Genomic DNA, 24,840 nt, shown 5'->3' with positions numbered 1-24,840 from the left:
CGATGGATGTATATAGCGATTCCTATAGCGATTTCTGCATTTGCAGCTGAGCTTTCAGGATCGCTTTTATTACTTAACTTACTATTCCTAGTACCTTTTTTCTTTCTACGTAAAGACTATCTTCATCTCTTTCTGTGCACCACAATTGTAGGTCTCTCCTTTTTTTATTTCTCTAGTAAAACAAACACTCTCCCTGACGGTTCTTCTATTGTTACCTTTGTTTGGCATGACCAAGTGAAAATGGACGGCGGTAAAGTGAAAGGCTTCGCACGCATTTCAGATGGCACGGTAGTCTATATGATGTATCCGCTTGAATCCGAACGTCAAAAAGAATTGTTTCAATCGATTAATTTAGCGACCTTCCAATTTACAGCAGAAGTCATGCAGAAAGAAATGGAACCAGCCGCACATGATTATGCGTTTGATATGGCACGGTATTTGCGGATGAATGGTGCTGCAGGCATTCTTGAAATTACAGAGATCCAAGCCAATGTACCATTAGCAACGATTCGTTCTCGCTTGTCTCACTACCGCTCAAACATTAAACAGCATATTAGAAGTCGTTTCCCAAGTACGCTCGTTACGGAAGCGGAGGCGTTACTAATTGGTGATCGTACGGGAATGGATTCATCGTTGCAAGTGGAGTACCGAACACTTGGTATTACCCATTTATTTGCTATTTCTGGCTTGCATATTGGATTACTGACGTTTTTCATACGGGCGATTTTACTACGCGTCGGTTTTCGTAAAGAGTGGGTCACATATTGTTTATTGTTCTTTTTGCCGCTTTACGCTTGTATCGCGGGTGGTGCTCCGTCTGTTTGGCGTGCGGTAACTGTGACGATGATTATGCTGTTGGCTTTATCAGGGAATCTTCGTTTGCGGCTAGACGATGCGTTAGCGATGAGTGCGATGTTGTTTATGATATCACAGCCGTATATCGTTTTTCAGCCTGGCTTTCTATTATCTTATTTGGCAGCTTTTTCTTTGCTATATTCATCTGCTATTTTGGGTGACGCTAAACATAATTTGCATGTGTCGTTTCTAGTGACCGTCATTACGCAAATCGCACTTTATCCAATTTTGCTTTATCATTTTTATGAACTATCGATATCTTCTTTTATTGTTAATTTGTTTTATGTACCGTTGTATTCAGTTGTTATTTTACCGGCGAATTTGCTTTTGCTTGCCTGCAGTTATCTAGTGCCTCCACTTGCTCATATTCTATTTTTCATTTATGAACCGATTCGGCAGTGGATTGGGAGTATGACGTCATGGCTTGCTTCGTTGCCTTATCAACTATGGACACCAGGGCAACCAGATGGGTGGGGCGCGACATTCGCTGTTATCGGTGTTTTGATCTTCTTCGTTTGTCTTGAGAGAAGAAAATCAATTGTCCTCGGTATTGTCTGTCTTCTACTGCCAGCGCTCTACTTGGAAATCAAGCCGGTGTTGCATCGAGATGTTATTGTATCCTATGTCGACGTCGGACAAGGGGATAGCACGATTATTGAACTGCCTTTTCGTAAAGCAGTCTATGTCATCGATACAGGAGGTGTTGTTCGTTTCGGTGAAAAGAATTGGAAGACGCCCGATCAACCGTTTGAAGTCGGACGTAATATTGTGGTGCCTTATTTAAAAGCAAAAGGAATTACTACAATTGATCGCTTGATCATCACGCATGACGATGCTGATCATATGGAAGGTGCAGATGAAGTGTTAGAAGAGTTGCGTGTAAAGGAAATTAATACCCCGCCAGGAAGCGAACAAGGGAAGTCCATGGTCGATGTCTTGCGTATAGCGCAGCAACAAAAGATTCCCCTTCGATTAGTTGGGGAAGGTGAGCATTGGTCCCTTGGTGGTTATCAATTTCAATATGTGGCACCTGAAGAAAGGCGCTATGAAGGCAATGACAGTTCATTAGTGCTTGTAATGGCGAATGGAGAGTTGACATGTATATTTCCGGGAGATTTAGAAATGGCTGGCGAATATAGGATGTTGGGACGTTATCAGACAACAGACTTCGGACGAGTTATTTTAAAAGCAGGTCACCATGGCAGTAAAACGTCTAGTACTGAAGCATTTGTGCGTTTCCTGAAGCCTGAACTGGTCCTCATCTCAGCAGGTCGAAACAGCAGGTACGGTCATCCTCACGCAGAAGTCACTGAGCGCTTTGAGGAACATGGCATTCCGTATTTATCTACGGCAGAGAATGGCACCATTGAACTTCGTATAAAAGGAGAATCCTACACGATTTCGTCTTCCAGATAATATCTCGAAAAGCAAATAGACACAGCCGTATATAAACGGTTGTGTCTATTTTATCCAATATTGATTAGCGGGCAACGATATCGATGATCGTAGCAATAACAAAAATTAAAGAAAAACCGATAAACGCTACACCAAAGCCAATGCCTGAGTCAATCGCATCATTACGTTTTGATTGAACATCATGTTCAAATTCATTCATTGCTACACCTCCTAATTCCATACTAAGTATAGATGAAAGTGAACGAAAAATCCATAAAAATCGCAGTTTAAAGCATCTTCCATGAACGATGACACAATTTGTTCAAAGACTGGTGATGTGAATGGGGTACAAGGCAAGAGAATAAACCTTACGAAAACGGAAACGACAAGTACTTTCGATTCCCACTGTACCCACTTCGGTGCTAGCGGATGGCTCCCGCAATAAGCCAGATAGGAAGAGCACCTATCTGTCTTATCGCTCCGCCTACCGCTTGTAAGGCGCCTTCGTTTAGTGAAGAGAAGTAAGTAACATAGTACTTTAAAGTTTAAAAGTGTATGTTACTATGTATCAAAGCCTACTAAAACTACACTGTACTCAAAAAGCGAAGGCACAACTGCGGGGTCAGCCGAAGCCAGGAGACAACTAGCGCGACCTTCGCTTGTTGGCTCCTGGCGGGAGGCAATCCCCCACGTGCCGTAGCGGTGATAGTAAGCCGACCTTTACTGACTTCAGTGTCGGAAATAAATCGAGCAACGATCCAACACAAACTGATTTTTCCCCGTACCAAAGCCTACTAAATCTACACTGTACTCAAAAAGCGAAGGCACAACTGCGGGAGGCAATCCCCCACGTGCCGAAGCGGTGATAGTAAGCCGACCTTTACTAACTTAAGTACCGTGAAAAAGTCGAGCAACGATCCAACACAAACTGGTTTTCCACTGTATCAAAGACTACCAAAACTACACTGTACTCAAAAAGCGAAGGCACAACTGCGGGGTCGAACGAAACAAAGAGCCAACTAGCGAATTTTGCTAGTTGGCTCTTTGTGGGGGAATTCCCAACATTCCGAAGCGAGGCTAAAAAGCTGAGCCTTACCAAATCCAGTCACTTAAACTAAGTCGAACAACGACAAAATCTCAATAATACCGATCTTTCTCCGCGGTTTCACGATGATTCGGCGTCATAGGCTCCTGTTTCGGCTGCAAATTACCAATCTCCGCCAATTCCATTGAAATCTCTTCCTTCTCATTCTTTTTCGGTGTCACTTTGTTGTTCTTACGGTTTTTCATAAAAAAGACCTCCTTTTGTTGCTAGTATGGAGAACTTCGCTTTTTTCATGTATAGTTACTAAAGGATTTTACGTAAAGAAATGATACGATACTGGATAGAGAAATGGTTAGTTGAGGTGAACAAAATGGTTACAAAAATCTGGAGTGCAATTGAAAAAGGCGATGTGCAGCCAGTTTATTTGCTGACAGGAACGGAACAGCATTTGCTGGATGAAACTGTAAAGAAATTGATACGTGCGGTGCCTGGCATGACGTCTGCTGAAGTGAATCGTTTTGATTTGGAAGAAATTCCGATTCAAGCCGTTCTTGAAGTGGCGGATGAATTACCTTTCTTGGTTGATCATAAACTAATTGTCGCAAAAAATTGTTCGTTTCTAAAAGCAACAGATCAATCGAAAGAAAAGCAAAACCATCAATTGGAGTTGCTTGAGAAGTGGTTAGAAAATCCCTCACCGACAGCTACCGTCGTGTTTATTGCACCTTATGAAAAATTGGATGCACGTAAGAAAATTACGAAGAAGATGAAGAAGCACGCGGTTGTTGTAGAAGGCGTCACATTACAAGGACAAGATTTGACAACATGGATTATGCAACAAGGGAAAGATATAGGAATTATATTTGGGAAAAGCGAAGCTGCATTTCTTATGGATATGGCGGGTACTGATCTTTTGACAATTTCTACTGAAGTGGAAAAGATTGCTGCGTATTTAGCTTTCAAAGGAACTGTTACGATCGACATGATCGAACAATTAGTCGCGCGAACACCTGAAATGGATGTTTTCCGACTGACTGATTCATTTGTTAATGGAAAAAAAGCTGATTCTTTAGCGGTCTATCATGATTTAATACGTAATGGAGAAGAGCCGATCATGCTGACTTCTTTAATTGCCAGTCAAGTGCGTTTAATGATCCATGTCGTTAATTTACGGAAAAAAGGCTACCAACAACAACAGATAGCGACAACGCTTCATATTCACCCGTACCGCGTTAAATTAATGATGCAGCGCAATCTTCCGCCGTTACCGATTCTATTAAAAGCGTTAAATGACTTAGCGACGATTGATCTTCAATTAAAGACAACGAGTGGTAACCGACAGAGAAGACTAGAATTATTTCTAATGAATGGCTTATAAGCACGTATAAAAAAGACTGCCGTCACGAAGAGGCAGTCTTTACATGTTTTATTGAGCTTTTTTAGTTAGACGTGATTTTTGACGAGCAGCAGTGTTTTTATGGATAAGACCCTTACGAGCAGCAGTGTCCAATTTTTTCACAGCAACTTTCACTAATTCTTGTGCGTTTTCTTCGTTTGCAAGAATAGCAGCATCCGCTTTACGGATTGCAGTACGCATAGAAGCTTTCACATGAGAGTTTTGCACGTTAGCAGCAGTACTTTGTTTAACGCGTTTGATAGCACCTTTAATGTTTGGCATTTAATTCACCTCCAGCTTTTAGGTATAGCAAGAGTGTTTCCACAATCATCCGGACATCTCTTTACAACAAGCACAATTTTAACAAAGCTAGCGAGATAATGCAAGAAAAAAAGGTAAAGGATTTAGACTTTACAGCAATATATTTTCGAATAAACGTGAGATTTTGGTACAAACTGTTGGATAGAGGTGAAATTAATGAGCGAAATCAATTATTATCGTACAGATTTGATCGATGAAAGTGATGAATTTGTTAGGCATCAGAGTGCGGGTGAAGAGAAAGCTTTAAAGAAAAAGTCTGGTATTGAAGTAGAAGAACAAACACTAGGACGTATAAAGGCGACAACAGTAAAAGTGAATGCAGAAGGCGAAGAAGAAATCGGCAAAGCGAAAGGAACCTACATCACATTGACTGTTCCGACACTCGCTGTTCACGAAATGGATGAAATACAGAAACTATGTACGTTAGTTGTGGAGAAAATGTCGCTGTTAATCGAAGAAAAGCTACCAAATCAGGCAAAGAAGATGTTATTAATCGGTCTTGGTAATCGCGATATTACACCAGATGCGGTCGGTCCGTTAACGATGGATTACGTGAAAGAAGTCATTCCTGACTATTATGAATCAGATGAAAGTGACATCATTGTCTACGCTCCAGGTGTGACGATTCAAACGGGCTTGGAAACAGCTTCGTTTGTTAAAGCCATTGTAGGGCAGGTAAAGCCCGATGTGGTGATTGTTGTGGATGCACTCGCTGCTAGAAGTAGTTCACGTCTTTGTCGGACGATCCAATTGACGGATACTGGTATTCATCCGGGATCCGGAGTGGGGAATAGCCGTAAAGAGTTATCAGAGAAGAGCTTAGGAATTCCTGTAATCGCAATTGGCGTCCCAACCGTCGTCGATGGACCTGTACTTGTGGCAGATGCAATCGACACGATGTTTGGCTATATTGCGGCGAAAATTGAAGAGTCAGATATGCCGTCTTCGAAGCTCGCTACGGGGCGCTTTCCCCAGCGTATAAAAACAGATGCTGATCGGAGGTCACTCGCACCCATTTTCGGAGATTGGTCATCGTGGACACATGACGAGCGCGTTCAATTGTTTGAGGAAGTGTTAACCGCACAAGAACTTGCTACTTTTATCTCGCCTAAAGAAATTGATTCATGGGTTGCAAATTATGCATCTGCATTGTCCAGTTCATTAGTGGATTGGATTCATAAAGTAAAAAGCTAATCCAGTCATTGACCTTTTTTCTTCTGCATAGAGTGGAAGATGGAGGGATCCCAATGAAAAAAACCTTGCAAATCTGGATGAGCTTCATTTTCATTTTATTCATCTTCCCAGTAGTTCTGCAGTTCCTACCGAAGCAGTCGACTAATCCATCCACCTTCTCTTTAAAGGAACCGAGCATGATTGTTTATGCATCCAATGTGCTAGAAGAAGATATGAAACCTAAAGTGGAAGGGCGTGTATTGATTTATTCTGCTCACTCCCATGAAGCTTATGAACCGATTACGAAAGCAGTCAATGGAAAAGTTTCAGCTTCTCATCATTCCGAAAATATTTTGAAAATGGGCGCCAAATTAAAAGATAATTTACTCGTCCACGGTATCACAGCGGAACAATTGGATATTGATATAACCAAAATCATGCAGCAAAAGAAAATACCTTATCACCGATCGTACGCAGCTATTCGCCCGTATGTAGAAGAAAAAGTACGTAATCAGCCGTATGATTTAGTCATTGATCTGCATAGAGACTCGTTAGGACCTGCTAGAACGACGATTACCCATGGTGGACAACGCTATGCCAAAATTGCGTTCGTTATCGGGAGAGAGCATCCGTATTATAATAAGAATTTGACGAAAACGAAACAGTTGAAGAATGAATTGGAAAAACGCGTGCCTGGCATTACGCGAGAAATCATCATCAAAGGCGGTCGTGGTGTAGACGGTAAATATAATCAGGACCTAGACACTAGTATGATTTTAGTGGAACTAGGCGGCGTCGGTAATACTGAAGTTGAACTAAATCACTCACTTTCTGTCATGGGGGAATCTATTTCTGCCTTACTGATGGCGCAATAACAGCTCAGATATTGAAGTCTGTACAGTTCACTGCTATAATTCAAGTAGCTTAAATAGGTACGTATGTGTAGGAGTGAACATGGATGAATCAAGAGCAAAGAGCAGCACGTCAGAAGAATATACGAAACTTTTCAATTATTGCCCATATCGATCATGGGAAATCAACTTTAGCTGATCGTATTTTGGAAAAAACTGAAACGGTAAGCAAACGTAATTTGAAATCACAAACTTTGGATTCTATGGACTTGGAGCGCGAACGTGGCATCACGATAAAATTAAATGCCGTCCAGTTAACATACAATGCAAAAAATGGTGAAGAGTATACGTTCCACCTAATCGATACACCAGGACACGTCGATTTCACGTATGAGGTGTCACGAAGTTTGGCTGCTTGTGAAGGAGCAATCCTCGTAGTAGACGCAGCGCAAGGAATAGAAGCCCAAACATTAGCTAACGTTTATTTAGCGCTGGATAATGACTTGGAGATTCTTCCCGTCATCAACAAAATCGACCTACCAGCCGCAGATCCTGAGAAAGTCAAACAAGAAATTGAAGACGTTATCGGACTGGATGCATCTGAAGCGGTTCTTGCTTCAGCAAAAGCAGGTATTGGTATTGAAGAAATCCTTGAACAAATTGTAGAAAAAGTACCAGCACCTGAGGGAGATCCAGATGCCCCGCTAAAAGCGCTAATTTTCGATTCCCATTATGATCAATATAAAGGTGTTATCGTTAACATCCGAATCGTCGAAGGAAAAGTAAAACCAGGCGATAAAATCCGTATGATGGCAACAGGTAAAGAATTTGAAGTGTTGGAAACAGGCGTTTTCACACCGACAATTTCTCCACGTGAAGAATTAACGGTAGGAGATGTTGGATTCTTATCTGCATCTATTAAAAACGTAGGGGATACACGAGTCGGGGATACGATTACACTTGTTACTGACCCCGCACCTGAAGCATTGCCAGGCTATCGTCGGATGAATCCGATGGTGTTCTGTGGATTGTATCCAATTGATACGTCAAAATATAATGATTTACGTGAGGCGCTTGAAAAACTTGAGTTAAATGATTCCGCCTTAGAATATGAAGCAGAGACATCACAAGCACTTGGATTTGGTTATCGCTGTGGTTTCCTAGGGCTATTACATATGGAAATCATCCAAGAGCGTATCGAACGTGAATTCAAAATTGATCTAATCACGACAGCACCAAGTGTTATTTATAAAGTAAATTTAACGGATGGTTCATCGATGAATGTCGACAACCCTTCGATGATGCCGCCTGCACAAAAGGTGGATTATGTAGAAGAACCTTATGTTAAAGCATCCATCATGGTGCCTAACGATTACGTAGGCGCAGTTATGGAGCTATGCCAACAAAAGCGTGGAGAGTTCAAAACGATGGACTATATGGACAGCACACGTGTGAATGTCATCTATGAATTGCCATTAGCCGAGATTGTCTATGACTTCTTTGACCAATTAAAATCAAGCACTAAAGGTTACGCATCGCTTGACTACGAGTTAATTGGCTACAAGCGATCGAAACTTGTGAAGATGGATATCCTTTTGAATGGTGAAACAGTCGATGCGCTCAGCTTCATCGTCCATAATGACTTTAGTTATGAACGCGGTAAAGCAATTGTAGAAAAATTAAAGTCACTCATTCCAAGACAGCAGTTTGAAGTGCCAGTACAGGCGGCAATCGGTCAAAAAATTGTTGCTCGTTCCACGATCAAGTCGATGGGTAAGAACGTCTTGGCGAAATGTTACGGTGGAGATATTTCTCGTAAACGTAAACTTCTTGAAAAGCAAAAAGAAGGTAAGAAGAAGATGAAGCAAGTCGGTTCGGTCGAAGTGCCTCAAGAGGCGTTCATGGCTGTCTTGAAGATGGACGAAGATTAACATACAAAAGAGAGGGCAGACACGCCCTCTTTTTGACGTTTACATACTTAAGTAAAAGGAAGTGGCAGCATGCGAGGAGTGTATATTCATATACCGTTTTGCCAGCAAATTTGTCATTACTGCGATTTCAATAAAGTGTTTTTGAAAAATCAGCCTGTTGATCAATATATCGAATCAATTGGCAAGGAATTTCAACTGATGCAAGAAGCAGGACATTCATTTGAAGAGGTAGAAACTGTTTTTCTCGGTGGCGGTACACCAACAGCACTAAACGTTACGCAACTTGACCGCTTACTGACGATCGTCGCGCAGTATATCGACGTTAAGAAGTTACGTGAATTCACTACGGAAGCGAATCCAGATGACTTATCAGAAGGACAGCTTGCGATTTTGAAAGAAAAAGGAGTCAATCGTTTATCCATTGGTGTGCAATCATTTAATGATCGTCTCTTGAATCAAATCGGTAGAACACATTCAAACGACGATGTGGAACGTGTGATTTCTACAGCACGCGCGATTGGGTTCGAAAACATTAGTATCGACCTAATGTACGCATTACCAACGCAAACAGTGAAAGAGTGGGAAGAAACGTTGGATCGTGCATTGGCACTCAATCTTCCGCATTACTCTGCTTATTCATTGATTGTTGAGCCGAAAACCGTCTTTTATAATCGGATGGCGAAAGGGAAATTGCCGTTGCCAGGCGTTGACGCGGAAGCTGAAATGTTCGCTATGGTGATTGATCGGATGAATGCAGCAAATCGACGGCAATATGAAATTAGCAATTTCGCGGTTCCAGGTTCACCGTCATTCCATAACTTAATTTATTGGGAGAATGCGCAGTATGCAGGGATTGGTGCCGGTGCGCATGGCTTTCTTGGTACACAGCGCTATGCAAATGTAGGCCCGTTACGACATTATATTGAGCAACTAGAAGCCGGCCGCTTACCTGTTAAGGAAACGCATACCGTGACGTTAGCTGAATCAATGGAAGAAGAAATGTTTTTAGGTTTGCGAAAGATTGAAGGAGTATCGATTGAGCTTTTTAAAGAAAAATTTGCAACATCTATACAAGATGTATTCGGTAAACCAATCGAAAGTATGCAAAACCAAGGACTTTTACAGCAAAAAGAAGGTCGTCTTTGCTTAACTCGAAAAGGCGTTTTTCAAGGAAATCATGTGTTTGAACAATTTTTACTGGAACTATGAGTTTGAATCGTTGACAGCTAAAACAGAATTTGATAAATTATGAGTAGTATTAGCACTCAAAGTTAAAGAGTGCTAACAGGAGTGATGATCATGTTGACAAACAGACAATTGCTCATACTACAATTGACAGTGAAAGATTTTATCGAGTCTGCACAGCCTGTGGGTTCGAGGCAACTGTCAAAGAAGCCGGAAGCGCCATTTAGTTCGGCAACCATTCGGAATGACATGGCGGATCTGGAGGATATGGGTTATTTAGAAAAGACTCACACATCATCTGGAAGAGTACCTTCTGAAAAGGGCTATCGATTTTTTGTGGACCATTTATTGCAACCACAGACGTTAGCTATAGAAGACAGCTTGCAACTGCGTACATTGTTTCATGACAAAGTAGGGGAATCTGAAGAGTTAATTCGGAAGTCTGCAACGATCTTATCAGAGTTAACGAATTACACATCGATTCTACTTGGACCGGATACATCGACGCACGCCGTCAAAAAGTTTTCTATTGTTCCATTGGATCAACAACGGGCAGTTGCGATTATCGTCACAGATAATGGGCATGTGGAAAATCGAATATTTGATGTCCCGCCAGGTCTCACTGCTTCGGAAATCGAAAAGACGGTCAATATTTTAAATGAACGCCTAATAGGCACTTCGCTCGTCCAGTTGCAACAAAAGTTATTACAAGAAGCGAAACATGTATTCGAACAACATATTCATCAAGCCGAACAACTATTTAGTTCCTTACAGCAAGCGATTGCCGTAGAACCTGAAGAACGTCTATACTTCGGTGGGAAATTGAATATGTGGAAACAACCTGAATTTCATGATTTTCAAAAAATGAAATCATTCTTTGAACTAATTGAAAAAGGCAATCCGGCGATGGATCTTTTTCAGAAAAAAGGGAAAGGTATCCAAGTTCGAATTGGTTCTGAGAACAAAGTAATTGAAATGGAAGAGTATAGCGTCATTACTTCCACATACTCTGCAGGAGAGAATATGGAAGGTTCCATTGCAATTATCGGTCCGAAGCGTATGGATTATGCAAGAGTGATCACGTTACTCGATACTTTAAGTAGCGATTTATCCACTGCACTCAATCGAATGACTATCGGACAAGAAACAGACAGGAGGCAAGACACGTGACGGAAAAAGAAGAGCTTAACAAACAAGAAGTTGAAATGAACGAAGTAGAATCTGACGAAGAACTTACCGAAACGACTGAACAGCCAGAAGAGGTTGTAGAAGTTACTGAAGAGGATGAGCAAGCAAAAAAAATAGATGAACTAACGAAAGCTCTTGAAGAAGAAGAGAACAAAAGACTACGCGTCTTAGCTGATATGGAAAACGTCAAACGACGCGCTTCACTTGATTACCAAGCGTTGCAAACATATCGTGCGCAAAGCGTAATGGTAAATATTTTACCAGTCCTTGATAACTTCGAACGTGCACTTTCTGTTGAAGCGAAAGAAGCAGAAACACAATCACTTCTTACGGGCATGGACATGGTCTACCGTTCATTGGTAGATGCGTTAAAATCGGAAGGCTTGGAAGAAATTCCTGCACTGGATCAAGCGTTTGATCCAAACTTCCACCAAGCAGTCATGACAGACCATGATGAAGATAAAGAGTCAGGTATTGTTTTAGAAGAACTGCAAAAAGGATATAAGCTGAAGGATCGCGTTCTACGTCCTTCAATGGTTAAAGTGAACGAATAAACTAAATAAATATAATCTAATGTATGGATAATCTAGGAGGAAAATTAAACATGAGTAAAATTATTGGTATTGACTTAGGTACAACAAACTCAGTAGTAGCAGTATATGAAGGTGGAGAAGCAAAAGTTATTCCGAACCCAGAAGGTAACCGTACATCTCCATCGGTCGTTGCATTCAAAAATGGCGAGCGTCAAGTAGGGGAAGTTGCGAAGCGCCAGTCAATCACGAATCCAAACACAATCATGTCTGTGAAAAGACATATGGGTACGGACTATAAAGTAGAAGTTGACGGCAAAGAATATTCTCCACAAGAAGTTTCTGCGATGATCCTTCAATACATGAAAGGCTATGCAGAAGAATATCTAGGCGAGAAAGTAACGAAGGCTGTAGTTACTGTACCTGCTTACTTTAACGATGCGCAGCGTCAAGCAACAAAAGATGCTGGAACAATTGCAGGTCTAGAAGTAGAGCGTATTATCAACGAGCCGACTGCAGCAGCACTTGCATACGGTTTAGATAAAACAGATGAAGATCAAACGATTCTTGTCTATGACCTAGGTGGTGGTACGTTTGACGTATCAATCCTTGAACTTGGTGACGGTGTATTCCAAGTACGTTCAACTGCAGGTGACAACAAACTTGGCGGTGACGATTTTGATGAAATCATCATGGACTATTTAGTACAAGAATTCCGTAAAGAAAATTCAATCGACCTTTCAAAAGATAAAATGGCAATGCAACGCTTGAAAGATGCAGCGGAAAAAGCGAAGAAAGATTTGTCTGGTGTAACATCCACTCAAATTTCACTACCGTTCATTACAGCGGGAGAGGCAGGACCACTTCACTTAGAAATCACATTGACTCGCGGTAAGTTCGATGAGTTAACTGCAGATCTTGTAGAGCGTTCTATGGTACCTACACGTCAAGCACTTAAAGATGCAGACCTATCTCCATCTGAAATCGATCGCGTCATTCTTGTTGGTGGATCTACTCGTATTCCAGCGGTTCAAGAAGCTATCAAAAAAGCAACAGGGAAAGAGCCATTCAAAGGCGTTAACCCAGACGAAGTTGTAGCAATGGGTGCGGCTGTTCAAGGTTCAATCATTACAGGGGATGTAAAAGACGTTGTATTACTAGACGTAACTCCACTTTCTTTAGGTATTGAAACAATGGGGTCTGTCTTCACTAAATTGATTGACCGCAACACGACAATCCCTACAAGTAAATCACAAGTGTTCTCAACAGCGGCTGATAATCAGCCAGCAGTAGACATTCACGTATTACAAGGTGAGCGTCCAATGGCAACTGACAACAAAACATTAGGTCGTTTCCAATTGACGGATATTCCACCAGCTCCACGTGGCGTTCCACAAATCGAAGTAACATTCGATATTGATAAAAACGGTATCGTAAATGTTAAGGCGAAAGATCTAGGTACTCAAAAAGAACAGAACATCACGATCCAGTCTAGTTCAGGCCTTTCTGATGAAGAGATCGATCAAATGGTTAAAGATGCAGAAGCGCATGCTGAAGAAGACAAGAAGCGTAAAGAAGAAGCAGAATTACGCAACGAAGCAGATCAGCTAGTATTCATGGCAGAAAAGACACTTAAAGATCTAGAAGGTAAAGTGGACGAAGCTGAAGTGAAAGAAGCAGAAGTAGCTTTAGAAGAACTAAAAACTGCTAATGAATCTGGAGATCTTGAGCAAATACGCGAAAAGAAAGAAAAACTAGACGGTTTAGTACAAGCACTTTCTGTGAAATTGTATGAGCAAGCTGCTGCGGAAGCACAAGCAGCACAAGGTGAAGCAGGTACAGAAGACGATGGCATAGTAGATGCTGACTTTGAAGAAGTAGAAGACAAAGACAAAAAGTAATTGAATTGAAATAGCTATTGACGGAAAAGTCAAAGTCCGAATTCCGGCTTTGACTTTTTCGTTCGTTAACATAACAAAAATCGGTTCAACATGGTACAATGGACCACAGGTAAAATGCGATGAGGGGTGCAGGAAATGAGTAAAAGAGATTATTATGATGTGCTAGGAGTTTCTAAATCCGCAACGAAGGAAGAAATCCGTAAAGCGTATCGAAAATTATCCAAGCAATACCATCCAGACTTGAATAAAGCGGATGATGCAGAAGTGAAATTTAAAGAAGTAACTGAGGCATTCGAAGTATTAAGCGACGAGAACAAACGCGCGGAATATGACCAGTATGGCCATGCTGGACCTGGACAAGGGTTTGGCGGATTCGGTGGCGGTGGTGGAGAAGGTTTCGGTTTTGAAGATATTTTCAGTACGTTCTTTGGTGGTAGTGCGAGAAGAAGAGATCCGAACGCGCCGCAAAAAGGTAACGATCTTCAATATACGATGACTGTAGATTTCATGGATGCAATTTTTGGTAAAGAGACAGAGATTGAAATTCCACGTGAAGAAGAATGTTCTACATGTGACGGAACAGGTGCTAAAAAAGGTACAAGTGTCAAAACATGTACAACGTGTAATGGTGCTGGTGAAGTTTCCGTTACGCAAAACACACCATTTGGTCAAGTAGTGAATCGTAGAACATGTACGACATGTCAAGGAACGGGTAAAATCATTCCTGAAAAATGTACGACATGTTATGGTAAAGGTCGCGTAACGAAAAATAAAGTCATTAAAGTAAGCATTCCTGCAGGAGTAGACCAAGGTCAGCGTTTACGCGTAGGTGGCCAAGGGGAAGCGGGAATTAACGGCGGACCTCCAGGAGACTTATATATTGTCTTTAATGTACGTCCACATAATCGTTTTATTCGAGAAGAAGACGATATTATTCTAGAACTTACATTGACATTCCCACAAGCTGCACTTGGAGATGAATTGGAAGTTCCGACTGTGCACGGTAAAGTGAAGTTGAAAATCCCAGCGGGTACACAAAACGGTACAAATTTCCGTTTGCGTGGTAAAGGAGTTCCAAACGTTCATGGTCATGGTGTAGGAGATCAGCACGTCATTGTTAAAGTGGCAACACCGAAGAAAATGACAGAGAAACAAAAGGAATTACTGCGTGAGTTTGCCTCCATTGAAGGCGAATCACCGGATGAGTATTCCAGCTCATTCTTTGACAAAATTAAACGTACTTTCAAAGGCGAATGAAGGGATTGAACAACTGTGAAATGGTCTGAAGTTTCCGTCCACACGACGCATGAGGCTACCGAAGCGGTGGCGAATATCCTGCACGAAGCAGGAGCGAGCGGAGTCGTTATTGAAGATTCCGAAGAACCCGATAAAGAACGAGTCAATGTCTACGGTGAACTCTATGCATTAGATAAGGATGACTTTCCAAGTGAAGGTGTCATTATTAAAGCGTATTTGCCGGTGAATAGTTTCATCAACGAAACCGTCCGAGAGCTTGAACTCGAAATTGAAGGACTCCGTCAGTTTTCATTGGATCCGGGACGCTTTACGATCGGCATCACAGAAGTAGATGAGCAAGACTGGGAGAATTCGTGGAAACAGTATTATCATCCGGTAAAAATTTCTAAACGTTTTACAATCGTGCCGACATGGGAAGACTATACACCGGTTGAAACGGATGAACTAATCATTGAGTTGGATCCGGGAATGGCATTTGGTACGGGAACACACCCTACAACTGTGCTATGTTTGCAGGCGTTAGAGAAATATTTGCAACCTCATCAAACGGTCGTTGATGTCGGAACTGGCTCAGGCGTGCTTGCAATCGGTGCTGCATTGCTCGGTGCGAAACAAATTACGGCGCTTGATCTAGATGAAGTGGCGGTTCGTGCAGCACAAGAAAACGTTGCTTACAATCATGTAGATGACCGGATTACTGTACTAAAAGCGAATTTACTAGATGCGATAGAAGATCCACCAGACTTGATCATTGCGAATATTTTGGCTGACATTATTATGTCCTTCTCAAAAGATGCCTTTGATCTTGTCAAACCAGGCGGCTTGTTTATCACATCTGGAATCATCGGCCAAAAGCGCGATGAAGTACGCAATGACTTGATGTCACACGGATTTGAAATCGTTGAAACGGTACTGATGGAAGATTGGGTAGCAATCATTGCTCGTAAAGGTCGTGAATAATCATGCAACGCTATTTTCTTGATCAGCCATTTGATGAACGAAACCGTGCGGTGATTAGCGGAGATGATAGTAAACATATTATCAAAGTGATGCGTATGATCGCGGGACAAGAAATACTAACCGTTTATGGTGGAATTGCATCGGTTGCTAAGATTGAAGAAATCCTTGACAATCAAGTCGTCGTTTCCAAGCATTGTGAACTTACTCAACAAACTGAAATGCCCGTTTCTGTAACGCTTGTTTGTGGTCTTCCTAAAGGTGATAAACTCGATTTAATCACGCAAAAAGGTACTGAGCTCGGTATGAAAAGGCTTATACCGTTAGCGGCTAGTCGATCCATAGTCAAGTGGGATTCGAAAAAAAGTGATAAGCGTATTGAACGACTGCAAAAAATTGCTAAAGAAGCAGCGGAGCAATGCCATCGCAATGAAATACCTGAAATCCTGCCAGTTCAAACGGTTAAGCAATTGATTGATTATGCAGCAATGTTTGACGTGAAGTTATTCGCTGATGAAGAAGACGCGAAAAGCGATGTTCCACATAAGATTGCAGACCGGCTGAAAAACGTGTATCATGGACAATCGATAGTCGTTGTTTTTGGTCCTGAAGGTGGATTAGCCAGAGAAGAAGCTGTTTTACTACAAGAAGCTGGTTTCCTTCCGGTGTCATTAGGTCCGCGAATCTTACGTACAGAAACGGCCCCATTATATACATTGTCCGCCATGTCTTATGAATTTGAATGAAAGAGGTGAGCAGCTTATGTCTTCAGTTGCTTTTCATACACTAGGTTGCAAAGTGAACCACTATGAAACAGAAGCAATTTGGCAACTGTTTCAAGAAGCAGGCTATGAGAGAGTAGATTTTGAAAAAAATTCCGATGTTTATGTTATTAATACATGTACAGTAACGAATACGGGAGATAAAAAAAGTCGCCAAGTGATACGCCGAGCGATCCGTAAAAATCCCGATGCCGTTATTTGTGTCACAGGTTGCTACGCACAAACATCACCTGCTGAAATTATGGCGATTCCTGGCGTGGATATCGTTGTAGGTACGCAAGATCGTACGAAATTGCTTGGTTTGATTGAACAGTTCCGTGAAGAACGTCAGCCGATCAATGCAGTACGAAATATTATGAAAAATCGTGTCTATGAAGAATTGGATGTCCCTTCCTTCACAGACCGTACACGTGCCTCACTTAAAATCCAAGAAGGATGCAATAACTTCTGTACGTTCTGCATCATTCCATGGGCTAGAGGGTTAATGCGTTCACGTGACCCACAAGAAGTTATTCATCAGGCGCAACAATTGGTCGATGCAGGCTATTTGGAAATCGTTCTAACAGGTATTCACACAGGTGGTTATGGTGAAGATTTGAAGGATTATAATCTTGCTCGATTACTGCGTGATTTAGAAAGCCAAGTTAAAGGTTTGAAACGTCTTCGCATCAGTTCAATCGAAGCAAGTCAACTGACAGATGAAGTAATTGATGTCTTACGCGAATCCAATATCGTTGTCCGTCACTTACATATCCCAATCCAATCCGGTTCGAATACTGTTTTGAAGCGTATGCGCCGGAAGTACACGATGGAGTTCTTCTCTGAGCGTTTAACTCGTCTCAATGAAGCATTACCCGAACTCGCAATCACATCGGACGTTATTGTCGGATTCCCTGGCGAAACAGAAGAAGAGTTCATGGAGACGTATAATTTCATTCGCGATCATAAATTTTCTGAACTGCATGTGTTCCCATACTCTAAGAGAACAGGTACACCTGCAGCTCGTATGGAAGATCAAATTGATGAAAGTATTAAAAATGAACGCGTTCACCGTTTATTGACTTTGAACGATCAATTGGCGAAAGACTATGCCTCACGTTTTGAAGGCGAAGTACTGGAAATGATTCCAGAAGAGCGTTATAAACTTGATCCACAGCAAGATCTTTACGAAGGCTATACAGATAATTATCTGAAAGTTGTCTTGCCCGCTGACGAATCAATGGTTGGACAAATCGTGCGAGTAAAAATTACGAAAGCTGGGTATCCTTATAACGAAGGGCAGCCTGTACGTATACTAGAAGACGAAAAGCTTATTATTTGAATATGGCCACCTGTAATGGGTGGTCTTTTTCGTGCAAGAAAATACAGGCTTTGTTATACTGTTAGAAACGAACGTAAAAAGGAGCGCTTTCATTGACTAGAAATTATGCCGCTTATATCGATCATACGTTGCTAAAGGCTGATGCGACGAAAGAGCAAGTACTAGAACTATGTGAAGAGGCAAAAACGTATGCATTTGCTTCCGTCTGCATCAATCCGACATGGGTCAAAACCGCAGCAGATACATTGCAAGGAACAGCTGTCAAAGTGTGTACAGTGATCGGTTTTCCGTTAGGTGCAAGCACGACTGCAATGAAAATTTTTGAAACGAAAAATGCCATTGATAACGGTGCAAGCGAAATCGACATGGTGTTAAATATCGGGGCGTTACACAGCGGACTTCTTGAACAAGTACAACAAGATATCGAAGGCGTAGTCGCAGCGTCAAAAGGTAAAGCCATTGTTAAAGTGATTATTGAGACCTCTTTACTCAACGATGTTCAAAAACGCAGAGCATGTGAACTTGCAGTATTAGCGGGTGCCGACTTCGTCAAAACATCTACAGGCTTTTCAACAGGTGGGGCGACTCCAGAAGACGTGAAATTAATGCGTTCCGTAGTTGGACCAAAAATTGGTGTCAAAGCATCTGGTGGTGTGCGTAGCTTAGCAGATGTTGAAAAAATGATCGAAGTCGGAGCAACGCGTATCGGAGCTAGCTCGGGTGTCGCAATCATGCAAGGTCTACAGTCTTCTGCTGATTATTGATGCGGTTTTTATTTACTTTGAGAAGTTTTGATTAATATTCTACTAGTTTTTTATTGACCTAATTAAACTTTTACGTTATAATTCTATAGTACATAGCAAACTGCTATGCTTCGAAGTGTGCTCGGAGGGAGGGACAAGAGATATGACTAAGACAGTCGTTCGCAAAAATGAATCACTTGAAGACGCTCTTCGCCGCTTCAAACGTACTGTATCCAAGAGTGGTACAATACAAGAGGTAAGAAAGCGCGAGTTTTATGAAAAGCCAAGTGTAAAACGTAAAAAGAAATCGGAAGCGGCACGTAAACGCAAATTCTAATTTCTGCCTACATTGAATTTTGACTTTAACCATTAATGTAATATCTTATAAACCGAAAATCCATCAATGGATTTTCGGTTTATTTTAGTTTTCGGGAAGGGAATCTGTTTTTATGCAGACGCGTTCCGAAGGGTTTCCTCTTTAAGCCCCTGGACTTCAGCGAAGCGAATGAAGGGGTTTAAGTAACGCCCATAGGACGAGCATCTCGGATACGGTTGCAATCACTTTGTAAACACAAAATTTACTTACTAAGTATTGGAGCACACAATGATTCTACAATATAAAAGTTTTCATAAATTTTTTGCATAAAATGAAACCAAAAGCTTCTTCAATCGTAAATAGTAAGTATAATAGGCAGTAGAGAGAGGTGAAAAAAATAATGACTAAAATGATTAGGTCAGTTTTTCTGCTCATTTTATTCATCGGAACAATCGCATTGCCATTTATACATTCAGACGCAGCTGAAACAAAAGTATATCAAGTGCCACTCCATCAAGAAGTAGAGAAGGGCCTGCATGCCTTTTTGCAACGTTCTTTTAAAGAAGCGAAGGATGCTGGAGCAGAAACGATTGTATTGGATATAGACACTCCTGGAGGCTTTGTAGATGCTGCTGATCAAATCGCAAAGCTGATGAAATCGACTGACGCGGAAATCATCGCCTTCATCAACGACCGGGCACTATCGGCCGGCGCGTTCCTTGCGCTCTATGCTGATCAAATCTACATGACGCCGAACGGTTCAATCGGAGCAGCACAAGTCATCGATGGTTCAGGGAATGCAGCGGAATCAAAAGCGAACAGTTATTGGTTAGCGCAAATGAAAAATGCTGCATTGCACAAAGAAGGACGGGACCCGAAATATGCACTTGCCATGGCTGATCCGACAATCGATATGCCAGAATTTCGTGCGCAAAAAGGTGAGTTATTGACACTCACTGCTGATGAAGCCGAAAAAGTAGGTTATAGTGAGGGGACTGTCGCGACATTTGACGAGTTGCTACAGAAACTAGACTTGGCTGATGCTACTATCATCTCTACAACGGAAACATTCACAGAAAAAGCGGCTCGTTTAATTACGAATCCGATTGTCGTACCGATTTTACTGTCTGTAGCAAGTCTAGGATTGATTGTGGAATTGTATTCACCAGGCTTCGGTGTACCAGGCACCATGGGGCTCACTGCTCTGTTTTTATTTTTCTATGGGCATACAGTGGCAGGGCTAGCAGGATATGAGACCTTGATCTTATTCCTTTTAGGTGTGGGACTCATCATTGCCGAATTCTTCATTGCAGGAGGGATAGCTGGAATCTTCGGGGTTCTCGCTATCATAGGAAGTATTTTACTAGCGGGTACAAACTTGGCATTCATGGCAATTTCAGTACTGATTGCGATGGCCGTAGCGAGTATAGGAATGGTGGTTATTATGAAATTCTTCGGAAAAAAACTTCATCTGTTGAATAAAATCATCTTAATGGATACGATGGATACGGAAGACGGTTATGTATCCAATGAAAACCGTACGGAACTATTGCATAAAGTTGCGACCACATTAACTCCTCTATACCCATCCGGTGTAGCTGAATTAGACGGTGAACGCATTGATGTCGTATCAGAAGGAAGTTATATTGATCGCGGTAAAGAAGTAGTGATTGTAGCGGTGGAAGGTTTCAGAATCGTAGTTAGAGAAAAGAAGAAAGAGGAGGACACACATTTATGATGACGGGACTAGGAACGATAGGACTGGTAGCTGCAGTCTTTTTCATTATTATCGTACTGGCAATATTCTTCACATTTGTCCCTGTAGCGCTATGGATTTCTGCCATTGCGGCAGGCGTACGAGTAAGTATCTTCACACTAATTGGGATGCGTTTACGTCGGGTTATTCCGAGTAGAGTCGTTAATCCGCTAATCAAAGCACATAAGGCGGGCCTAACAGTATCGATTAACCAACTAGAAAGTCATTACTTAGCTGGGGGTAACGTAGACCGTGTAGTTAACGCATTAATCGCTGCGCAACGTGCGAACATTGCCTTAACTTTTGAAAGAGCACAAGCGATTGACTTGGCGGGACGTGACGTACTTGAAGCAGTTCAAATGTCAGTTAACCCGAAAGTTATCGAAACACCATTTATCGCAGGTGTTGCGATGAACGGTATCGAGGTAAAGGCGAAAGCGCGTATTACAGTACGTGCGAATATTGATCGCCTCGTCGGTGGTGCGGGTGAAGAAACAGTAGTTGCCCGGGTTGGTGAAGGTATCGTAAGTACAATCGGTTCTTCCATCAGCCACGCGAAAGTACTTGAAAATCCGGATATGATTTCTCAGACCGTTCTTAAAAAAGGTCTAGATTCTGGTACAGCATTCGAAATTCTATCTATTGATATCGCGGACGTTGATATCGGTAAAAACATCGGTGCCGAACTTCAGACAGAGCAAGCGATGGCTGATAAGAATATTGCACAAGCAAAAGCGGAAGAACGTCGTGCAATGGCTGTTGCTAGCGAGCAAGAGATGAAGGCGAAGACACAGGAGATGCGCTCTAAAGTTGTGGGTGCAGAAGCTGAAGTGCCTTTAGCGATGGCAGAAGCATTGCGTTCTGGAAATATTGGTATTATGGATTATATGAACTACAAAAATATTCAAGCCGACACAGGTATGCGTGACTCCATTAGCAAGGTAGGCGGAGAACAGCAACCTAAAGAAGATAAGAAAGACTAATTACACGATGAATTCCCGGGAAGGGGATGCATAATGGAACAACTCATTATATTGATTGTCATGCTGGCGCTCAGTTCGCTATTCGGTAAAAAGAAAAAAAAGCCAGAAGAGCAGAAGCCAACGAGCGAGCAACGACCGATTCATACGCAAACCAAGCAATTAGAACCAGAACGTACGAATGCGGCACCTACGAATAAGCCTCGTTCACTAAAAGATCTTTCAAGAGATTTGTTTGAAGATATTCAGAGAGAATTCAAGGACTTGCAGACGGAAATGGAAGAACCCAAGCAGCAGACACAGGCACCGCAAACAGAAGTGTTTTATCCAGAGCAGCCTAAACCTCAGAAACAGCAACAACGACCGGCTAAACCAGCTTCTCCAGCGCGTGCGGAACGTTCCGAGCGCCAACCAAGCAGAGGTAGGCTCCGTTCGGAGAGGCCAACTGTGCTAGTGGAAGACTCACGTATTCTGCAAGAAGACTTGATTCCAAAAACTTCGAAACAAGTGCTTCAGGGAATCGTCTATTCGGAAATTTTAGGTCCTCCAAAAGCTAAACGGTAATCATGTAACCCCCTGACTCATCATAGGATGAGTCAGGGGGTTTTTTCGTGAAAAAATTATTCGCACTTCATCCATCTATTATTTTAGATGAATTCAATTCATTACGGATTACAGGCTATTACCAATTAACAGCCTTGACAGAACAATCCGTATCCTTTCAAACAGATGACTATGCCCTAAGCATCAGAGGTGAAGACGTAACGGTTCTAGAACTGACTGAACAACATGCCCATATATCGATTACAGAACTTATTGAAGTGACGATTCGACATAAACCCGCTGAGGAACGTTTGTATGAGTCATAAGCGCTTTGAAGTTCAATTGACTAATGTAGGTAGGGCATCCGCATTTCTAGGCAAGTTGCAGGCAGAGCATGTCAAAATTCAGCATGTCTATGTGGCTGGAAAGTCGGTATATTTCGAAACGGATCGTAAAGGTATCGAGAAGATTAGACGTTTTAGAAGGAAGTATCGAGTGCAAGTAAAGATTTCACGTGTAGGTAGCGACACGGTAGAGTATCGTTTGTTCTCTTCTTTATTATTTATCATAAGTTGTATCATTCCCCTTTGTGCGTCGCTCTTTTTGTGGGACATCAAAGTGGAAAGTGAAGTACCGGAAGTGGCGGAGCGGATTGAAATGAAACTGGAAAAAGCAAATATCAAAGTGCCTTCGCTGCTCTCTAAATTGCCTGAAGAAGATGAAATTCGTAGACTGCTGATGCAAGATGAATCGTCTTTGTCATGGATCCGTTTTACACAAATGGGTACGTCTTTCATCGTCTCACCGATGCTAGCGCCACTGTCTGCTGAAGTCAAAGAAGAAGTGAAAGAAACACCCTCCCATCTCGTGGCAAAAACCGGAGGAGTCATTACCCATTTCGCTTTAACAAGAGGTGAACGTGCAAGTGTCATTCATCAGACAGTAAAGAAAGGGGATATGCTCGCTACAGGAATTCTTGAACAAGGGGAGAAAAAAACAGTCGTCGGGGCAGATGGCGAAGTATTTGCGGATTATTGGTTGGAGTATCATTTTGAATTACCTCGAACGGTTACGTATTCCATTCAAGGGGAAGAACACATGCATATCGATTGGCAAAAACCTTGGCACGAAAATGCTGCAGGAACTATTCGTTTTAGGAATCCGATACTATTCAATCAAACACGTGAGGACCCTGTGCATACTGTACGACTTGAGAAAGGAATGGAAGAGACGGTCATTCTGCCGCTTTTAAAGTATGATTTATTGTCAAAGAAAACAAATGAGCGCATTATTAAAGAGGAAAATGTTTTACATGTATCCTTCACTAATGATAAAGTGAAAGGGACTATACTATTTTTACTTAATGAAAACATAGCTGAAAAACGACCGATAACTCAAGGAGACTGAATATATTGAGCGAACAAACCATCCAATTGCATATTGAAGAGCCAAACGAAGCGATTATGCTTCTCGGTATTTCCGATCAAAACATGAAGTTGATCGAAGAAGAATTGAGTGTCTCAATCCGCACAAGAGGCGAGAATGTTTCAATTAGTGGGGAAGAAGAACAGGTTGAAGCAGCGAAGGCATTACTAGAACAATTATTGAAAGTCATCCGCAAAGGCATCAACATTAATTTACGAGATGTTGCGACAGCAATTGAAATGGCGAAAAACAGCACGATCGAATATTTTGCTACGTTGTATGATGAAGAAATTGCGCGCAACACAAAAGGCAAAGTTATTCGTGCGAAGACAATCGGACAGCGGGAGTACGTGCAAACGATCCGTTCGAGAGATCTTGTTTTCTGTATTGGACCTGCTGGAACAGGAAAAACGTATCTCGCAGTCGTTATGGCTGTGCAAGCGATGAAATCCGGCTCTGTTAAGCGAATCGTCTTAACGCGTCCCGCTGTAGAAGCAGGAGAGAGTTTAGGTTTCCTTCCTGGAGACTTAAAAGAGAAGGTCGATCCTTACTTACGTCCGCTGTATGATGCGCTTCATGATATACTTGGTGCAGAACATACCGACCGACTTATGGAACGCGGTGTCATTGAAATCGCACCACTTGCGTATATGCGAGGCCGTACATTAGATGATGCATTTGTCATTTTAGATGAAGCACAAAACACAACAAAAGCCCAAATGAAAATGTTTTTAACTCGTTTAGGATTTGGTTCAAAAATGGTCATCACGGGGGACAAAACGCAAATTGACTTACCTAGGGGTGTAGACTCGGGACTAAATGTGGCGGAGAAAATTTTGAAAAACGTACAAGATATTCAATTTATTTACCTAGAGCAGGGCGATGTTGTACGACACCCAATCGTCGCGAAAATCATTGATGCATACGAAAAAGAGCAGTCATCGAATTAATGACTGCTTTTTTCATGAACTAAATAGATACATAGTGGG

At 41.9% G+C, this 24,840-nt stretch carries 24 protein-coding genes; 21 read left to right on the top strand and 3 right to left on the bottom strand.

The features are described from left to right. Positions 1–6: 6 nt before the first annotated feature. Positions 7–2,271: a DNA internalization-related competence protein ComEC/Rec2 gene (locus tag CSV79_RS02155; protein WP_099687388.1), complete on the top strand. Its 2,265-nt coding sequence runs from the start codon at positions 7–9 to the stop codon at positions 2,269–2,271. Positions 2,272–2,335: 64 nt separating this feature from the next. On the opposite strand, the gene CSV79_RS02150 is transcribed toward CSV79_RS02155, so the two are convergent. After that, entirely contained in the window at positions 2,336–2,470 is a 135-nt protein-coding gene (locus CSV79_RS02150; protein WP_099687387.1) for a YqzM family protein, read from the bottom strand. A gap of 917 nt (positions 2,471–3,387) precedes the next feature. After that, complete coding sequence (locus CSV79_RS16710) at positions 3,388–3,540, bottom strand: hypothetical protein (RefSeq protein ID WP_158232450.1); 153 nt, start codon at positions 3,538–3,540, stop codon at positions 3,388–3,390. A gap of 125 nt (positions 3,541–3,665) precedes the next feature. Here CSV79_RS16710 and holA point away from each other — a divergent pair, with 125 nt between their 5' ends. Further along, positions 3,666–4,673 carry a DNA polymerase III subunit delta gene (gene holA / locus CSV79_RS02145; RefSeq protein WP_099687386.1) on the top strand — a complete coding sequence of 336 codons (1,008 nt, stop codon included), beginning with the start codon at positions 3,666–3,668 and terminating at the stop codon, positions 4,671–4,673. A gap of 48 nt (positions 4,674–4,721) precedes the next feature. Here the strand turns inward: holA and rpsT are convergent, their stop codons facing one another. Next, positions 4,722–4,973, bottom strand: coding sequence for a 30S ribosomal protein S20 (gene rpsT / locus CSV79_RS02140; protein WP_099687385.1), 252 nt, complete (start codon positions 4,971–4,973; stop codon positions 4,722–4,724). 195 nt (positions 4,974–5,168) lie between these two features. On the opposite strand from rpsT, the gene gpr reads away from it, so the two are divergent. From gpr to CSV79_RS02045, 19 genes are all read left to right on the top strand, one after another. Continuing rightward, on the top strand, positions 5,169–6,206 hold the full coding sequence (gene gpr, locus CSV79_RS02135; protein ID WP_099687384.1) for a GPR endopeptidase: 1,038 nt from the start codon (positions 5,169–5,171) through the stop codon (positions 6,204–6,206). A 53-nt stretch (positions 6,207–6,259) separates the two neighbouring features. Continuing rightward, positions 6,260–7,060, top strand: coding sequence for a stage II sporulation protein P (spoIIP, locus tag CSV79_RS02130; RefSeq protein ID WP_233201343.1), 801 nt, complete (start codon positions 6,260–6,262; stop codon positions 7,058–7,060). An 83-nt stretch (positions 7,061–7,143) separates the two neighbouring features. Further along, positions 7,144–8,967, top strand: coding sequence for a translation elongation factor 4 (gene lepA, locus CSV79_RS02125; RefSeq protein ID WP_099687383.1), 1,824 nt, complete (start codon positions 7,144–7,146; stop codon positions 8,965–8,967). 69 nt (positions 8,968–9,036) lie between these two features. Further along, positions 9,037–10,176 carry a radical SAM family heme chaperone HemW gene (gene hemW, locus CSV79_RS02120; protein WP_099687382.1) on the top strand — a complete coding sequence of 380 codons (1,140 nt, stop codon included), beginning with the start codon at positions 9,037–9,039 and terminating at the stop codon, positions 10,174–10,176. A gap of 90 nt (positions 10,177–10,266) precedes the next feature. Then, the gene (hrcA, locus tag CSV79_RS02115; RefSeq protein ID WP_099687381.1) at positions 10,267–11,322 is read left to right on the top strand and encodes a heat-inducible transcriptional repressor HrcA; all 1,056 of its coding nucleotides are present in this window, start codon (positions 10,267–10,269) and stop codon (positions 11,320–11,322) included. Then, on the top strand, positions 11,319–11,894 hold the full coding sequence (gene grpE, locus CSV79_RS02110; RefSeq protein ID WP_099687380.1) for a nucleotide exchange factor GrpE: 576 nt from the start codon (positions 11,319–11,321) through the stop codon (positions 11,892–11,894). Before hrcA ends, grpE begins: the two co-directional genes overlap by 4 nt. Before the next feature lie 50 nt (positions 11,895–11,944). Continuing rightward, positions 11,945–13,771 (top strand): molecular chaperone DnaK, encoded by a 1,827-nt coding sequence (gene dnaK / locus CSV79_RS02105; protein ID WP_099687379.1) that lies wholly within the window; start codon positions 11,945–11,947, stop codon positions 13,769–13,771. Between the two features lie 135 nt (positions 13,772–13,906). Beyond that, complete coding sequence (gene dnaJ / locus CSV79_RS02100) at positions 13,907–15,028, top strand: molecular chaperone DnaJ (protein ID WP_099687378.1); 1,122 nt, start codon at positions 13,907–13,909, stop codon at positions 15,026–15,028. Positions 15,029–15,043: 15 nt separating this feature from the next. Beyond that, positions 15,044–15,988: a 50S ribosomal protein L11 methyltransferase gene (gene prmA / locus CSV79_RS02095; protein ID WP_099687377.1), complete on the top strand. Its 945-nt coding sequence runs from the start codon at positions 15,044–15,046 to the stop codon at positions 15,986–15,988. Positions 15,989–15,990: 2 nt separating this feature from the next. Continuing rightward, positions 15,991–16,731, top strand: coding sequence for a 16S rRNA (uracil(1498)-N(3))-methyltransferase (locus tag CSV79_RS02090; protein WP_099687376.1), 741 nt, complete (start codon positions 15,991–15,993; stop codon positions 16,729–16,731). A gap of 16 nt (positions 16,732–16,747) precedes the next feature. Then, on the top strand, positions 16,748–18,088 hold the full coding sequence (gene mtaB, locus CSV79_RS02085; protein ID WP_099687375.1) for a tRNA (N(6)-L-threonylcarbamoyladenosine(37)-C(2))-methylthiotransferase MtaB: 1,341 nt from the start codon (positions 16,748–16,750) through the stop codon (positions 18,086–18,088). A 92-nt stretch (positions 18,089–18,180) separates the two neighbouring features. Next, positions 18,181–18,852: a deoxyribose-phosphate aldolase gene (gene deoC / locus CSV79_RS02080; RefSeq protein ID WP_099687374.1), complete on the top strand. Its 672-nt coding sequence runs from the start codon at positions 18,181–18,183 to the stop codon at positions 18,850–18,852. 142 nt (positions 18,853–18,994) lie between these two features. Then, on the top strand, positions 18,995–19,168 hold the full coding sequence (rpsU, locus tag CSV79_RS02075) for a 30S ribosomal protein S21 (RefSeq protein WP_009496905.1): 174 nt from the start codon (positions 18,995–18,997) through the stop codon (positions 19,166–19,168). Between the two features lie 379 nt (positions 19,169–19,547). After that, a complete protein-coding gene (locus CSV79_RS02070) occupies positions 19,548–20,885 on the top strand; it encodes an NfeD family protein (protein WP_099687373.1) in 1,338 nt (445 codons plus the stop codon). Further along, on the top strand, positions 20,885–21,886 hold the full coding sequence (gene floA, locus CSV79_RS02065) for a flotillin-like protein FloA (protein ID WP_369824904.1): 1,002 nt from the start codon (positions 20,885–20,887) through the stop codon (positions 21,884–21,886). The genes CSV79_RS02070 and floA overlap by 1 nt, the downstream gene beginning before the upstream one ends. A gap of 33 nt (positions 21,887–21,919) precedes the next feature. Continuing rightward, entirely contained in the window at positions 21,920–22,447 is a 528-nt protein-coding gene (locus tag CSV79_RS02060; protein ID WP_099687371.1) for a hypothetical protein, read from the top strand. Positions 22,448–22,494: 47 nt separating this feature from the next. After that, positions 22,495–22,752, top strand: a complete 258-nt coding sequence (locus CSV79_RS02055) for a YabP/YqfC family sporulation protein (protein WP_099687370.1) — start codon at positions 22,495–22,497, stop codon at positions 22,750–22,752. Further along, complete coding sequence (locus CSV79_RS02050) at positions 22,742–23,833, top strand: sporulation protein YqfD (RefSeq protein WP_099687369.1); 1,092 nt, start codon at positions 22,742–22,744, stop codon at positions 23,831–23,833. Before CSV79_RS02055 ends, CSV79_RS02050 begins: the two co-directional genes overlap by 11 nt. A 5-nt stretch (positions 23,834–23,838) precedes the next feature. Beyond that, positions 23,839–24,801, top strand: coding sequence for a PhoH family protein (locus CSV79_RS02045; RefSeq protein ID WP_099687368.1), 963 nt, complete (start codon positions 23,839–23,841; stop codon positions 24,799–24,801). Positions 24,802–24,840: the final 39 nt, after the last annotated feature.

It is taken from the genome of Sporosarcina sp. P13, from assembly GCF_002743055.1.
Lineage (GTDB): Bacteria > Bacillota > Bacilli > Bacillales_A > Planococcaceae > Sporosarcina.
The sequence above is the reverse complement of the archived record's forward strand: the minus strand, read 5'-3'. Positions and strand labels throughout refer to the sequence as shown.